Annotated in this window: 10 protein-coding genes and 1 pseudogene; 4 read left to right on the plus strand and 7 right to left on the minus strand. The window is 61.1% G+C overall.

All coding sequences use genetic code 11. The annotated features are described in order from the left end of the window. Positions 1-48: 48 nt before the first annotated feature. The 6 genes from ABIB06_RS01455 to ABIB06_RS01480 all read right to left on the minus strand — a co-directional run bounded on the left by ABIB06_RS01455 (position 49) and on the right by ABIB06_RS01480 (position 10,907). Positions 49-3,960 carry an RHS repeat protein gene (locus ABIB06_RS01455; protein WP_354045659.1) on the minus strand — a complete coding sequence of 1,304 codons (3,912 nt, stop codon included), beginning with the start codon at positions 3,958-3,960 and terminating at the stop codon, positions 49-51. 361 nt (positions 3,961-4,321) lie between these two features. Next, positions 4,322-5,713, minus strand: coding sequence for a polysaccharide biosynthesis protein (locus tag ABIB06_RS01460; RefSeq protein ID WP_354045661.1), 1,392 nt, complete (start codon positions 5,711-5,713; stop codon positions 4,322-4,324). Continuing rightward, the gene (locus ABIB06_RS01465; RefSeq protein ID WP_354045663.1) at positions 5,710-6,984 is read right to left on the minus strand and encodes a glycosyltransferase family 4 protein; all 1,275 of its coding nucleotides are present in this window, start codon (positions 6,982-6,984) and stop codon (positions 5,710-5,712) included. The genes ABIB06_RS01460 and ABIB06_RS01465 overlap by 4 nt, the downstream gene beginning before the upstream one ends. A 28-nt stretch (positions 6,985-7,012) precedes the next feature. Beyond that, a complete protein-coding gene (locus ABIB06_RS01470) occupies positions 7,013-8,347 on the minus strand; it encodes a cellulase family glycosylhydrolase (protein WP_354045664.1) in 1,335 nt (444 codons plus the stop codon). Between the two features lie 46 nt (positions 8,348-8,393). Further along, a complete protein-coding gene (locus ABIB06_RS01475) occupies positions 8,394-9,575 on the minus strand; it encodes a glycosyltransferase (RefSeq protein ID WP_354045666.1) in 1,182 nt (393 codons plus the stop codon). Between the two features lie 243 nt (positions 9,576-9,818). Next, positions 9,819-10,907, minus strand: a complete 1,089-nt coding sequence (locus ABIB06_RS01480; protein ID WP_354045668.1) for a glycosyltransferase family 4 protein — start codon at positions 10,905-10,907, stop codon at positions 9,819-9,821. Positions 10,908-11,183: 276 nt separating this feature from the next. On the opposite strand from ABIB06_RS01480, the pseudogene ABIB06_RS01485 reads away from it, so the two are divergent. From ABIB06_RS01485 to ABIB06_RS01495, 3 genes and pseudogenes are all read left to right on the plus strand, one after another. Further along, a pseudogene (locus ABIB06_RS01485) lies at positions 11,184-11,318 on the plus strand (UDP-glucuronate 5-epimerase); the annotation flags it as partial. A gap of 7 nt (positions 11,319-11,325) precedes the next feature. Beyond that, positions 11,326-12,738: a mannose-1-phosphate guanylyltransferase/mannose-6-phosphate isomerase gene (locus tag ABIB06_RS01490; protein ID WP_354045670.1), complete on the plus strand. Its 1,413-nt coding sequence runs from the start codon at positions 11,326-11,328 to the stop codon at positions 12,736-12,738. 74 nt (positions 12,739-12,812) lie between these two features. Next, positions 12,813-13,703, plus strand: a complete 891-nt coding sequence (locus ABIB06_RS01495) for an aldose 1-epimerase family protein (RefSeq protein WP_354045671.1) — start codon at positions 12,813-12,815, stop codon at positions 13,701-13,703. A 47-nt stretch (positions 13,704-13,750) separates the two neighbouring features. Here ABIB06_RS01495 and ABIB06_RS01500 read toward each other — a convergent pair whose 3' ends face one another. Further along, positions 13,751-14,599, minus strand: a complete 849-nt coding sequence (locus ABIB06_RS01500) for an MBL fold metallo-hydrolase (RefSeq protein ID WP_354045672.1) — start codon at positions 14,597-14,599, stop codon at positions 13,751-13,753. Positions 14,600-14,864: 265 nt separating this feature from the next. Here ABIB06_RS01500 and ABIB06_RS01505 point away from each other — a divergent pair, with 265 nt between their 5' ends. Continuing rightward, complete coding sequence (locus tag ABIB06_RS01505; protein ID WP_354045674.1) at positions 14,865-15,680, plus strand: response regulator; 816 nt, start codon at positions 14,865-14,867, stop codon at positions 15,678-15,680. Positions 15,681-15,712: the final 32 nt, after the last annotated feature.

Below are 15,712 nucleotides of genomic sequence, written 5' to 3' on the forward strand. Positions count from 1 at the left end.
TCCCGGCTCCGGGATATTGATGCGCTCCAGTGGACAGTTCCGCCGTGTTCAGACGAACAGGAAGTCGTGGCTGGTCAGGCTGGCGACATTGACGTTCTTCAGGAGGATGGAGTCGCTGGCCGAAAGCGTGACCAGGGCGTTTACGTCGGACTGCGTGATCTGTAGGTGACTGTAATCCGCGGCGAGAAGTTTCGAGATCTGGATCACGTCGTGAGTTGCGGCGTCACCAGACTGGAAGTTGAGGATCTGGTCCTGGCCATGATCGTAAGCGACGGTTGTCGAGCTCGGTGCGGTCGAGAACACGTCGTTGCCGATTCCGCCCTGGATCGTCTGTCCCGCGGCGACGGCGGTGACGTTGTGCGTGCCGTCCGTCTTGGTATCGTCGAAGAATTGGAGCGCGTTGGCACTATTGTAGTGCTCGTGCTGTGTCGTTCCGGTCTGGCCGTTGAAATTGAACAGGAAGACATCCTTCGAGCCGTCCGCGTTGTTGGCGGTCTCCTGGGTCTTGGAACCAGAGCCGTCGTAAATGTCCGTCAGCTTGCTACCGTCGTTGTTGATGACCTGAGTGTAATCCAGAGTGCCGTCGGCGTGGGTCCGGGTCACCTCCACGATATGCCCCGAGGCATCGAGATGCTGATGTTGAGTGGTGTAGGACTGACCGGCGATGTTGTAGCCCCAGTTGTCCGAGGTGCCATCGGCGTTGGTAATGTAGGCGGCGCTCTTCACGCCGTTGGTGTACGAGGTCGTGGAGCTGTAGCCGTCGGCCTTGGTCGTTACCTCGCTGGTGTGGACGCCCTTGGCGTCGTACCAGTCCGAAGTCTTGGTGCCGTCTGAGCTCTGTGCCAAAGTGAACGCCAGGCTGTTGTCGGCGTGGGTGCGTACGATGTCGGTGAGGAAGCCGGTCGAATCGTAGCTGTCGTGCTCGCTCGTGTAGGTCTGCCCCGCGACGTGGAACTGGAAGACGTCCTTCGAACCGTTGGCGTGGTAATCGGTTTCCGTCATCTTGACGCCGGAGGCGTTGTAGTTGCTCTCCACGCTGCTGCCGTCGCTATTGACGACCTGGGTATAGTCGAGCGATCCGTCGGCATGCGTGCGGACAAGTTCAGTCGTCCTGCCGGCGGCGTCGAGGTGTTGGTGCTGCGTGGTGTAGCTCTGCCCGGTTATGTTGTAGCTGTAATTGTCGTGGCTCTGGTCGGCATTGGTGATGTAGGCGGCGGTCTTTACTCCGTCGGTGTAAATCGTCGTTGCGCTGTAACCGCTTGTCTTCTGCAGGACCTCGCTGGTGAGGACGCCGCCGGCGTCATACCAGTCCGATACCTTGGTGCCGTCGGTGGTCTGCGCCAGCTTGAAGGCCAGGCTGCCGTCGGCATGCGTGCGCACCAACGTGGTGAGAAAGCCGGTCGCGTCGTAGATATCGTGCTCGGTCGTGTAGCTCTGGCCTGCCACGTTGAGGAGCCAGAGGTCTTTGCTGCCATCGGCGTTGTAGTCGGTTTCCTTCGTCTTCGTGCCTGCGGCGTCGTAGTTGGTCACGACGCTGCTGCCGTTGCTGTTGATGACCTGCGTATAGTCGAGCGTGCCGTCGGCGTGCTTGCGGGTCACGGCCGTGACTTTGCCGGATGGATCGACGTGCTGGATCAGCGTGCTGTAGCTCTGGCCGGTGACGCCAAAGGCGGAATTGTCCTGGCTGCCATCGGCATTCTTGACATAGGCATTGGTCTTGACGCCGTTGCTGTAGAGCGTCGTCGAGTTGAAGCCGCTGGCCTTCTGTACGACCTCACTGGTGAGGCTGCCGGCGGCATTGTACCAATCGGTCGTCTTGGTGCCGTCGGTCGTCTGGACCAGCTTGAAGGCAAGGCTGCCGTCGGTGTGGAGGCGCGTCAGGGTGGTGAGAAAGCCGCTTGGGTCGTAGACGTCGTGCTCTGTCGCATAGTTCTGGTCCTTGACGTTGTAGGTCCAGACGTCCTTGCTGTGATCGGCATGATAGTCGGTCTCGACCAGCTTGACCCCCGTAGCGCTGTAGGTGGTGATCACGCTGCTGCCGTCGCTGTTGTAGACCTGCGTTGAATCGAGCGAGCCATCCGCATGGCTGCGGACCACGGAAGTGACTTTGCCCGCCGTATCGACATGCTGAACCTGGCTCGTGAAGCTCTGTCCCTTGATGGCGTAGGTGTAGTTGTCCTGGGTGTGATCGGCATTCTTGACATAGACGGCGGTCTTCACGCCGTTGGTATAGATGGTAGTCGAATAATAGCCGCTCGACTTCTGCACGACCTCGTTTAGAAGAGCGCCCGCTGTGTTGTAAGTATCGGTCGTCTTGGTTCCGTCGGTGGCGGTATGGACGGAGGTGGTCTTTACACCGGCGGTGTAGCCGATCGCGTCGTTGGAGCCGTCCACGTAAACGATCGTGGTCGAGATCGGTAGGCCGCTGCTGTTCAGGCCCGAATTCGCAGTCGAGACGAGCTTCCCGCCGGCATCATAGGTCTTGGTGTTGGTCCAGTTCGAGGCCGAATTCGTCACCGAGAACGAATATCCGCCCTGGATCTTGCCCAACGCACTTCCGTAATGGGAGATCATGTAGTCCATCGTCGCTTTCGATGCGACCGGCAGGACGTGCGTGTCGGTGAGCGTGATCGTCTCCAGTGACGTCGATGAGTTCAGATCAGAGAGCTGCGGCACGATCTCGGCGCCGGTACCGGTGATATTGGCCTCAGTGCTCGGCGGAGTCGTCGTGGTCTCCGGCGCGTCGATCTCGATGATGAGCGGGTGATCGCCGACCGGAATGGTGATCGAACTGACGTCGGTATAGGTCGTTATTGGCGACGTTCCGGTCAAAGTGTCGTAAACCTTGACGGAATGATGCACGCCGCCGAGATTTGCGGTGACGGTCTCGGTCGGATTGGATATCTCGGAATCAGTCGCGTCGTTCCAGAGTTTCGGCTCGGCCCAAACCACGAGTTCATATGCGCCATTGCTCTTGCCGAGCACCATGCTGTTGCCCGAGGCCGGTATGTTGCTCAGCGAGTAGTTCAACGGATCGGTCGGCTGGTGGCCGCCCTTGCCGTCATCGGCGAGGATGCTCGTCAGGTTGTGGACGGCGGTCGCGGCGAGCTTCGGTGTTCCGTCGGAGTTGAACAGGCCGAAATTGGCCTCCGGATTGGTATTGGCGGCCGAAGAGTCCCGGTCGAACATCTCGTAGAGATAGGTCGCGCTCACGCCGGTCTTGTAGGCGTCGACCAGCGTGTTCAGGATGGATTTGGCCTGCACCGTCTCGTCAACGCCGAGATATTGGGTGTTGGCCTGCGTGGTGTAGCCCGTTTCCGTAATGACGACGGGTTTTCCCGGTGCTGCGGCCGCGACGGCGCTCAATGTTGCAGCAAGCGAGCTATTCGGGGTCGTGCCGGTGCTGACATAGGCGTGCGCGTTGACGAAGTCGACCGAGCCCGACATGTTGCCGAGCTGGCTGTAGCCTTGGGGGTCGTTGTAGGCGAGCGAGAGGTTGATGACGGGGATGCTGGCGAGCGCGGCGTCTCCCTTCACCGCCTGATAGAGCGCGCTCTGGTACTGGGCGGCGGCACTGAGGCTCGAGCTGCCGTGGTAACTGAAGGGCTGGTGATTGGCTTCGTTCAACCCCTCGATGGCGCTGATGCTGCCGGGATGGCTCGTCGTGAATTTCTCGAGCGAGACGATGTAGCTTTGAAGTCCGGCCGCCCCGAGCTGGGGCAAGGCGGACGATACCAGGAAGTCGAATTTGTAGCCGGCCGCCGCCAGACCGTCGACGACGGGCTGCGCAGCTGGGCTCGTCCCCATCGCGTCACGCAGACGGGTGACGCCCAGATATTTCAGGTCGTCGACCATCAGCGCGAGATTGTTGTAGTCGGTCCAGCCGAAGCCGGCATGCGTGTTGACACCGATGGAGTTGACGAAGCCGCTGGCGGACAGGACGGTTTGATCTGACGACATTTCACACTCGAATTTCTGCGCGAACGTAATTGCTCGCAGGGATTGCGTTCAACCTTCTCTGTCGAATGTGAATTTCAGATAAAAATCGGAGCTACAAATCGAAAGCGAACGGCGGTTCCTCAAGGGAACAGGCTAGCTCTGATTCAGCAGAATAATGATGTGATGCCGGCGCAGCATGACGTGAGGAAGGCGCTTTCAAGATTTCCACGGGTCGCACTGCCGAATCTCTGCGCAGCTTGCGCGCGGCGTTCGAATGCCCGATGGCTTTGCAAATGCCTCCGTCCATGACGTGCAGCAAACAGATACAATCGTATTGGTTGTAACTGCCTAAACTGCTTTGCAGCGGCTCCGTTGCGACATATCAGTCGTGGCGAGCCAACTTCAGAAAGTTTCCGCTCCAGCCGATGACGGCCGTTGCAACCGCGGCGACAATGATCTTGCCGGCGAGCCATGTCGCGGGTTCCGTCGGCATGGACCCGAGCAATCCGATCATGATGGCGGCCGCAACGGCTTGAATGACCAGCGACCCGCGCGGAAATGCCTGGAACCTGAGGGTAGGGCCGAGCGCGGCCAAAATCGCTGCGAGCGTGGCGATCGAGGCGCAGGCGATTGCCCCTTCTGGCGACAGGCCGGCAGACACCGCGATCAGGGAGAACGCCGCAACGATCACGAGCTGGCCCGCTGCGACGACGACGAGCCGGGTTGCGAGCTTTTCGAGATGCGGGACGACCGCGATCGTCGCCTGGAGATGGGTATGCAGGAAATAGAACGCGGCCACTGTCGGCGCCGTCGCCAGGAACCCGTTCAGGCTTTCCTGCGGAACCAGAATCCGAGCCGCGTCTGGAATGAAGGCGACGAGCCCGCCAAGCAGCACGAGGGTTGTGCAGAGCATGAACTCGAACATGCGTCGCGTCGATTGAACCGATCTCGCGACGCTGCCGTGTTCGAAGTCCTTGACCACGTCGGGATAGCTCACGGTGTGGATCGCCGCGTTGAGGACCCAGAAGGGACGTTGCAACAGGTCGAGTGCGATCGAAAATCCCGCGCCGGCCCCCGTTGCCCCCAGTCGACCGATGACGATGATGCGGAGCAGCACCGGCACCGACAAATGGATGACGGAAGCGCCGGCCGCAAGCATGCCGTAACGGGAGAAGTCCTTCCAGTCAGCCAGCATCGTCCGCAGCGTAACGCGCTCGAGTGGCGTGCGATATGCGACAAGGCCGGCGAGGAAGCCGAGCGTGTGACCCGACACAATGCCGAGCAGCGCCGCTTCGGCTGTTTGTGAAATCGCTGCTCCCGCGAGCGCGCCGATCAGAAGCGCCGTCGCACGCAAAGCAAGAAGAAAGGATGCGGTCCCCAGCCGATCGGACAGACGGACCGACAGGAAATAGAGATCGGTCAAGCCCTGAAGAACGGCCACACTCAGGCCCAGGGCGACAAGGCCCGGCCTTGGGCCGCTGATCAGCGATGCGCAGCTCCCGACGGCGATCAGCGCGCCGGCGCTCAAGAGGCCCGCTGCAAAGAGCGACGATCTTAGTCGAGCCGCCTCGCTTTCTTTGGCGGCCGCAAGAAAGCGCAGGCCGGAGAGCTGCAGCCACTCGAACATGAAAACGCACAGCAACTGGCTCGACGCCATCGCAAAGGAAAAACCGGTGTAGTCGGCAGCGGGCAACAGGTGACTGATCGCGAAGATCAGGATGACCGCTGCGGCGCTTTGATAGAAATAGCCCGCGATTGCGAACAGACGGATCATCTCGGAAGGAGGCGACTCTTCGCGACAGCGGTTCTCTGCGGCGCCTCGGCCATTGGCGCGCGCACCGATGACATCCGTTGCTCGCGCAATTGCTCATACAGAGTCTTGTACGACGACAATACGTCTGAAAAGATCCACTTGTTCGTATCCGCAATGAGTCGCCGGCTTATCTCATCGATCTTGTGTGGATTCGCAGCGATCTCGAGCATGCTCTCGGCCAAAGACTGTGGATCGGCTTCGGTCAACCAGCCCGTTACGCCGTGCTTGATGACCTCCGGCATGCCACCAAAGCGCGTTCCGAGCAGCGGCCTGCCGGCTGCCTTGGCATCTGCGACGACGAGTGGGCCGGGATCGTGCCAGATGGAGGGGGCGACCACCACGTCGACTTGCCTGTAGAATTCGTCGGGTGACACAAATCCCATGAACTCGATCCGGGCATCCGGTGCCAGCTTCCTCAGGCGCTGCTGTTCCTCATCGCTTACGCGGCCGGCGATCATCATCCGGATCCGATCAGGCGGCAGCATTGCGAGGGTTCGCATGAGGTTGTCGATACCTTTTTCCTCGGTGAGCCGTCCGATGAACCCGAACGTCACTTCGGTCGTGCAGACGGGACGGGGATAAGGCGAGCGCGGCGGCTCAGTGGAGGCATTGCGGATGACAGTGCGGATCGGCGTCTCGGCAAACATGCCCATGTCGGTGTGAATGGAAAGGACGCGCTCGCTGACGCCGACCACGGCGCTGAGCCAATGCGTTGCGCGCTTGCGGTGGTACGTCAGGATTCCGCAACTCGTGCACGTGCGCTCGCAGGATTGCCCATTGTTAAAGCGCGAGCAGCGCGGACAGGTCAAATAGTAGTCGTGGAGCGTATGAAGCACTGGGACGCCAAGCCGCGCGGCGACCCGCCAGATCGCGGTGGTCAGGCCTGAGAGATTGTTGGTGTGCAGCACATCCGGCTTGAAGGCCTGAATTCGCTCCGCGATCGTCGGTGCATGGATCTGCCAATCGTCAATCGCATGCCAAATACTTCGCGTCATGACGTTTTTCTGCTCCGTAAAGGGCAGATAGACGTTTCGCACAGGTGCGGAATAGACGTTGATGCCGTTGCATAGTTCACGCGCTTGTTCGGGCGCGGATGCGGCTCGGATGACTTCAACCTCATCGCCGCGTTGGGCGAGCCCCTCGGCGAACCGTCGTGCAAAGATCTCTGCGCCGCCGACGATCTTCGGTGCATGGGGTGTCGGATAAAGCGTGGACGTCAAAAGAATTTTCATGGCGTGAACCTCTTGTCGGCAATCTCGACTACCGTGCCGGCCGTATCTCCAGTCCGGGAATGGCATCATTGTTGGCGGTGATCAGGACGGGCGTGCTCGAGACCGGCATCCAGACCCCGGAGGCTGGCCTCGCAGCCGCATCGCACGGCGTAGCAAAGGTCGCGCCTGGCAAATCCCCTTTGAGCCGAACCTCGTAATGTCGGTTCGGATCCTCTGACCAGACCGCCACCTTGCGTCCGGTTGTTGACGAGGCCTCAATCGACACAACGCCGCTGGCGAGGCTTCTTCGTTCCGCGCTCAGGCTGGAGCGGATGAACGCCCAGGCTCCACGCGCCGCGCAAGCGATGGGCTTGGGTGAATTGTCGAAACGGTAGAGCCCGAAATTGTCCTCCAGTTCGGACGGATTCTGGCCGCTGTCCTTGAGTTCGTAGATCCACATCCCCTTGAGCCATCGCGCCGCGGTCGATGCCCACAGAATGAGCTGTGCCGTGTTGTCGGCTTGAGCCTGCTCGCTGACCCCGCATTTGTTCGTTGCCGTGGTCCAGCCCGTCTCAGTCACGTAGATGGGGAAATCCGGGTTTCCGCTCGCTTGACCGACGAGGCGATGAAACGTCGAAAGCCGCTCGATAATCTCGGTCGACGTGCGCTTCGCCGGCGCCATGCAGAAATTGTAAAGATGAATCGAGGCGCCGTCGGCGTATTGGAGGATACCGGTTTGCAGCATCTTCTCCGTCCACGTCCAGCCGGGGTCGTCGCCGATCGCGCCGACCACGAAAGGCGCATTCGGCGCCGCCCGCCGGACTGCCGGTTGGGTTGCTTTGGCAAGTGCCAGGTAATTGTCGGCCGAGAATGCAGGGTCTTTCTTCGCGGCCAGATTCCACTCGTTCCAGAGCTCGAAAATCGGATGCTGCCGCGCCACCGATTGCGCCGCAGCGGCCGCATAGTCGGCGAATCGCCGCCGGGCTTCGTCGGTCGTCGGCGGTGAGGAGTTGGGAACGAGATGATGTCCGAACGCGAGAATGAGGAGCGGACGGGCAACGCCGGACTGGACCTGTGCATCGAGCCTGGCGAGCCGCGGCGTGAACCCCATCCGGCGGCCGGCCAATTCGAAATCAGACCAGGGAAAATCATCACGAAACGCGTTGAAGCCCAATTGCTTGATCTGGCCAATGTTCACGGAAGGAACGTAGCCTCGCGAGCTCACCGGGCCACCTAGTCCCTGATGGGTACCGGTACCCAACAGGAACCTGCTCTCGAGCGGCTGAGCCTGTTGAGCGCATGCGGGGACGGATAGATAAACGGCCGCGATGAGGCTTGTGATCCAGATAAGCCTATTGCGACCCAAGGTACGGTGGCCTGCCATCGTCTAGATCATGCTCGCAATCGAATCTTGTGTGCCGCGACTCACCTCAAAAATGCTTCGAAAGATCCGATTGCAGTTTTGCCGTCTCCTCGAAGCGGATCTTGTTGTCGTCCAGGAGCTCGACATAGACCTGCTGCAATTGGCGATGGGTCTTCTGGACGTCGTAAAACTGTTTGAACCGGTCATAACCGCGCTGACCCAAAACCTTGAGATCCAGATCGAGCGCTCGTCGGAAGCCGTCGATGAGAGGCTGGACGGCGACCGGCTGGCAAAGCACGCCGGTGACACCGTCGACGACAATTTCAGGCAGCGCACCGCTATGAAACGCCAGGATGGGCTTGGCCGCCCGCATCGCTTCCAGGGCGACGAGGCCAAAGGCCTCCCAACGCGAGGGGATGACGACGAGATCGGCCGCCTCCAAATGCGTCTCGATCTGCTGACGATCAAGCCAGCCAAGCAGAGAGACGTTGGCAGGAACCGTGACGGCCTCGAGTTTGCTGACGACCGAGGCACCGACAATGCGCACATCCAGGACATCTTCGAGCGAACGGGCCGCTTCAATCAGAAGGTCGTAGCCCTTTTGTCGGTCCAGGCGGCCGATGAACAGCACCTTAGCCTTCTTTGTCGTCCAGTCTGCCGCAACAGCCACCGGCGACGGGCGGCTCCTTGATATGCCATTGTGCACCAGGGTGAGGCGATCAGCGGGAATTCCCGCGCGGACTGCTTCATTGAATTCGTCGCCGGAAATGCAAATGATGCGGTCCGATGTGCGAGCCAGAAGTTTCTCTGCCGCTTTCGTCGCCAGATGGCTCAGGCGGCTGGTCTCTCGCGCGAACGCCCAGCCGTGCGGGCAATAGACGACGCGGGGTCCTTCCGAACGAGCTGCCAGCGCGGGACGGAGAACGAGCCCGGCAAACGACGAGTGAAGATGCACCACGTCCGGCTTGAGGGCGTCGAGCGCCTGCATGCTCGCGCGCAACATCTGGAACAGGCCAGAGATGCTGCGGCCAGATCTCTCGAACGTTGTGATCTGGCTCTCATCGACTGCAGGGAGGTCGTGACGATGATCTGACGGCACGACATAATGCACATTGTCGGCGCCGAAGCTCGCTTGCTGCCGCGGATGCAACTCGTTCAGGTAGCTCGCAATCCCGCCCCGGATCGTTTCCGCGACGTGCAGCACTTTCAACGGCTGCCTTGCCGCGGATTGCGTTGGCGAGCTGAACATTATGCATCCTTACCTGAGCATCTACTGATGCGACCACAATCCATCCGATACGTAGCGAGATTTAGGCAGCGATGTGGTCTTGTTGCGCCAAGGCGCTTGCACCATTGAAGCTCGTCAAAGTCAAATCGCGCAGATGGAACCAATCCTGCGACGATTGGTTGTCAGCCCTTGCGCAAATCAACCTTTTGCCCAAGAGCGCCGCGCTCAAAATTTGAGCGCACTCTGCCAACTTAAGCAGCGTTGCTAAGTGTGGCGCCGCGCGAGAAATTCCAGCAGTGCCCCTGCGGATTTTTGCCACGAGTACAATGCGAGGCGATCTTGCTGTTTTCTTCGCTCGTGATCGGATATTGCGCCAACTGTTAGCCTTTCAAGCATAAGCTGCTTCAGCGCGCCCGCGTCCGTGGCGGAAAAATAAGCAGCGGCCTCGCCGCACGTTTCCATAACCGCATCAGCCGTTGACGCTATGACCGGGCAGCCGAAGACCATGGCTTCAAGCGGTGGTACACCGAAGCCCTCATAAAGAGAGGGAAAAACGAACGCCAGGGCGTGCGCATAGAGAGCGGCAATCTCGCTATCGGTCAGGCGTCCAGCGAGAAGCAGGCCTGAATCGCTTTTACCCAGATTATCTTGAAATACCTTGCTGTTATCGCCTCCAACGATGACCAGCGGAATGTCGTTTCGTTCGAGCAGCCGTGCTGCCTCGATTGCAACGGAGAGGTTTTTGTTCTTGGTTTTGGAGCCCACAAAGAGAAAATATTTGCGAGGCTGAATCCCTAGCCGGGCGAGAATACCGGGATCGGGCGTTGTCGCCGCAAAGTGTTCTGCGCTATTCGGGAATATCGGCATACCCGCTTTCGACAGACGGAGCGTTGCCGCCAGTTCTTCGCGGGAAAAGGCCGATACGGTAGCGATTGTCGCCCGGCGTGCGAGCAGCCGATCCATCGTCCGATGAACGGCCAAGTAGCGCCAATTGAAGAAGTCTGGCCTGCGGAAGATCTGTGCATCATGGATGACGACGATGTGATCACGATGCAAGACTGGCCCGGAATTGGCCAGACTGATGAGGCGACCGCCGGCGGCGGCGCGCGCAAGTTCAATTTGGTCCCAGGCATGGCCGCTCAAGTGTCCGACTTTGCGAACCTTGATCCGGCTGAGATTGATTGCCTCGCTTGCCTGGTTTGGCGCGAGCAATTGCCACTCGGCTTGCCTGAGCGAGGCAGGCGAGTGCTCTGACGCCAGCAAGGCATCGATCGCCTTGACCATTTCGGCGGCATAACGCTGAACGCCGGTCAGCTTTTGCGAGAGAAAGCGGCCGTTGATGAAGAGTTTCAATTCTATGCCGTTATGATTCGTTATGCGACGCAGTCGTGATTTGCACTAATCAAGTCAGCGCATGGGTGCGGGAGGAAAGCAGCCTGAAGGCACGAAATTATGACGATACTAGTCGCTTGATAGCGGTGTTTGTCCGGTGCCAAGGCATATCCGCGGCATACGGGTGCAGCTGGGCTGTTGACCATCTGGTGGTCATTGCGGAGCTTGCAATGGCGCAATTCCGGCGACGCGGCCTGTTGACGCTCGAAGCCTTGCCTCCGCCCGTCCAGTCTGGCACAGCCGGGAGACGTTTTGGAAACGTTCGCGGATGTCTCGAACCTGATGCGCGACACCGGCTTTGCACCGTCAACGCCGATTGCGCACGGGGTTCGTAATTTTGTCACCTGGTATCGGGAGTACTTCAAGGTTTGAAATGACGATGGACAAACGCATTATCCCCCTGATCATGTGCGGCGGTGCCGGCACGCGGCTGTGGCCGGCTTCGCGCGAGGTGCGCCCCAAGCAATTCCTGCCGCTGTTCGGCACGCGCTCGACGTTTCAGGACACGCTTTCGCGCGTCTCGGAGGCCTCGCTGTTCGATCGCCCGATCGTCATCACCAATGCCTCCTATCGCTTCATGGTGTTGGAGCAGCTCGCCGAGATCGGCATCGAGGCCGACGTGATCCTCGAGCCGATGCGGCGCGATTCCGGCCCCGCGATTGCCGCGGGCGCGGTGTTCGCGCAGAACCGCGCCGGTGAAGCCATCGTGCTCGCGCTCGCCGCCGACCACGTGGTGCAGGACAATGCCGCCTTCGTCGCGGCGTGCCGCGAAGGTCTCATCGCTGCGAGCGCCGGGCGCATCGTCACCTTCGGCGTCAAGCCGGAGCGGCCGGCGACCGAATACGGCTATATCAGCCCGGGCGAGGTGATCTCCGGCACGGTGCACGCGGTCGCGCGCTTCGTCGAGAAGCCGGACGCGGTGAAGGCGGCCGACTACGTCAATTCCGGCTATCTCTGGAACAGCGGCAACTTCATGTTCCCGGCCAGCGTGCTGCTCGACGAATACCGCAAGATCGACGCGGCGAGCGTGGAGGCGATCTCCAATGCCGTCGCCAATGCCGGCCGCGATCTCGGCTTCGTGACGCTGGAGCCCGAAGCGTTCGGCGCGGCCAAGGCGATCTCGATCGACTACGCCGTGATGGAGAAGACCTCGCGCGCAGCGGTGGTGCCGGTGTCCTGCGGCTGGTCCGACGTCGGCTCCTGGCACGCGGTGTGGGAATTGTCCGAGAAGGACGCGCAAGGCAATGCTTCGCACGGCAGCGCCGTATTCGAAGATTCCCGCAACTGCAACGTCACCACCGATTCCGCGCTGGTCGCGCTCGAAGGCGTCGACGATCTCGTCGTGGTCGCGACCGCGGATGCGGTGCTGGTCTCGCGCCAGAAGGATGCCAACGGGCTGAAGCGGCTCGTGACCAAGCTCAAGGCGGTGGCACCGAAGGTCACCGAGGAGCACCTTAGGGTGCATCGGCCCTGGGGCAGCTACCAGTCGGTCGACAATGGCGAGCGCCACCAGGTCAAGCGCATCGTGGTGAAGCCGGGCGGGCGTCTGTCGCTGCAGAAGCACCATCATCGCGCCGAGCACTGGATCGTGGTCCGCGGCGCCGCCCGCGTCACCGTCAACGAGACCGTCAAGACGGTGCACGAGAACGAGTCGATCTACATCCCGATGGGCGCGGTGCACCGGATGGAGAACCCCGGCAAGATCATGCTGGAGCTGATCGAGGTCCAGACCGGAAGCTATCTCGGCGAAGACGACATCATCCGGATTGAAGACGACTATCAGCGCTCTTGAGCAGAGTGTCGCTCCCACATTCCGCGACCATTTAGAAATTGTCACGCGAACCGCGATGATCGGAACAGGCGATTATGACCGACGACACGCACACGATCCGCAGCGCCCTCCTCACCGCGACCATCAAGGCGCAAGGCGCCGAGATGTGTTCGCTGACGAGCGATGCTGGCGTCGAATTCGTCTGGCAGGCGGGGCCGGCTTGGCCGCGCCATGCGCCGCTGCTGTTTCCGATCGTCGGGCGTCTCGCCAATGACGAATTGCGGCATCGGGGCAGGACGTACCGGATGACCCAGCACGGCTTCGCCCGCGACAGCCGCTTTGCGTGGGCGGAACGTGGTGAAAGTCGCTGTGTCCTGGTGCTCGAAGACAGCGAGACGACGCGCGCGCTTTATCCCTTCGCGTTCCGCCTGACGGCAACCTATACGCTCGATGAATCAGGTCTCGATCTTTCACTTACGATCGCCAACTCCGGCAAGGAGACATTGCCGGCTTCGCTCGGCGGCCATCCCGCGTTCAACTGGCCGCTTCAGCCAGGAGCGGCGAAGGAGAGCTACGCGCTGACCTTCGCCAATGCAGAGCCATCTCCCGTTCGCCGTCTCGACGGCGGCTTGATGCGCCCGGCGACGGAGCCAAGTCCCGTTAGCGGCACCGTGTTGCCCTTGTCCGAATCCTTGTTCGTCGACGATGCAATCATCTTCGACCGGATCGCGAGCAATTCGGTCGGCTATGCCGCGGGGCAGGCCGCGTCCAGCGGGCCTTGGCTGAAAATATCGTGGCGCGGCTTTCGCGAGCTTGGCGTCTGGTCGAAGCCATCGGGCGCGCCGTTTCTCTGCATCGAGCCCTGGCGCGGCTATGCCACTCCCGCCGGCTTCGATGGCGAATTCACTGACAAGCCGGGCCTGATGCACATCGCAGCCGGCGCAGAAGAGCAATTGTCATTCCGGATCGACGTCGGATCGTCCTGAAGTCGGGTGGCCTCCGCGCGTATCCCCCTGCGGGTTGACGACAGCCCTTAGATCTCGATCCGCGTGAGGTCCTCGCCGAGCACGATGGGACCTGCGTAGTCCCGCCTTACGTCCGCGAGCAGTGCGTTCAACATGGAATCGTCGGTGCGCGGCCGGTGATGGGTCAGCGCGAGCTTCTTGACGCCGGCCTTGGCCGCGACCTTGCCGACCGTATCCCCGCAGGCGATGGTGAATTTCGCAAGCCGGCGCAAGTGCTCGTTGTTGATCTCCGGCGTTGCGAGAAAGCAGCACTGGACCAGCAGGTCGGCTCCCTCTGCCAATCGCTCGAGACCGGGGCAAGGCACCGTGTCGCCAGAAATCGCAATGATCTTGCCCTCGGCCTCGAAGCGGTAGCCGAGACACATCCAGCGTGCGAGGAAGGCGGGCGGCATGTCGAGGCCGTCGCCATGCGAGACGAGCTCGGCGCTGATCTTCCAGCGACCGGTATCGAGAACGGGGCCCGGTAGAATGTCCCTCGCGACGACCGGTTTCCAGCCGCCGAAGCTCGGCTCGCCCTGATCCCGCCAAGTGATGTCCTTGTCGTAGACCTGCGTGACCAGCGTATCGACGAGCCGTTCGGTATCCGGCGGCCCATAGATGCGCAAATGGTCCTTGCGCCCATGCATCCATGAATTGAGCATCACATCGTAGAGGTCGCCGATGTGGTCGAAATGGTGATGGGTGAGAAAGACCGTGTTGATGGAGCCAAGCGGCACACCGGCCTTGCTGAGCTGCACCATGACGCCGCGGCCTGCATCGATCAGGATGTTTTCCTCACCGAGCCTGATCAGCGTGGTCGTCGCCATGCGGCGCGGGTCGGGACGCGGGCCGCCGGTGCCGAGCAGGATGACTTCCATGGCATCTACTCCAGGTGCAGACTTTCGGAGCGTACAGTAGATTTGAAGCTGTTGGCGGGGCAAGCTGCAGCCGGCCGCCGGGGAGAGAGACGCTCAGCGCCAAGGTCCCGCACAACTGCCGCTTGTACCTGCGGCATCCCGCACATGATGCGCGGGATGGGAATTGTGGGCCAATTCATACTTAATGCGTCAAGATCGTGACCAATATTGTTTGGGCGTCACAACACGCCTAGTATTCCGCCGGCAATGGGGGCTCGAACAACACGTGAATGTACGTTCACAGGACGGCGCATCGCCCAGCGACCTGAGCTTCCAGGTCGATTCGCAAGCACACAGGACATCCAAGATCGTGGCTGATTCCGCACTTCGGGAATTGCGTCCCGCTGGCCGCGAGCGGCTGATCGTCGTCGAAGACGATCCGGTGACGCGGACGATGCTGGTCGGCTATTTCAGCGAGAACAATTTTGACGTCGTCGGCGCCGGCTCCTGCGCGGAGTGCCGCCAGGCGCTGCGGGCGCGGACCGATCTCGTCTTCCTCGACGTGCAATTGCCTGATGGCGACGGCTTCGATCTCGCCAAGGAGATCCAGGCGACCAGCAATGCGGGCATCATCTTCGTGACGCGCCGCGACACCGACGTCGATCGTATCCTCGGCCTCGAGATCGCGGGCGACCATTACGTCACCAAGCCGATCAATTTGCGAGACCTGCTCGCGCGCGCACGCAGTGTGCTGCGGCGGCGCTCGATCGATCGTAAGGCGGCGCGCAACCACAATTCGATCGCCTTCGGCGACTGGATCATCGACCTGACCCGGCGCGAGCTGCTCGGCAGCGACGGCAAGCCGGTGGCGCTGACGCGCGCCGAATTCGACCTGCTCGCGGCGCTCGTCGGTGCCGACGGCAGGCCGCTCAGCCGCGACTATCTGATCGAGGTTGTCAGCAACCGCCAGGCCGAGGTCGACATCCGCACCGTCGATGCCCTGGTGGCGAGGCTGCGCCGCAAGCTCGTCGGCAGCGGCACGCCCGTCATCACCACCGTCACCGGCATCGGTTACAAGCTTGCTCTCAGCGAGCGGCTCTAGACGCAAGCGCGCCACAAAATGGTGCCGGCTGC

This window comes from Bradyrhizobium sp. LB8.2, assembly GCF_040548035.1.
Classification (GTDB): Bacteria; Pseudomonadota; Alphaproteobacteria; order Rhizobiales; family Xanthobacteraceae; genus Bradyrhizobium.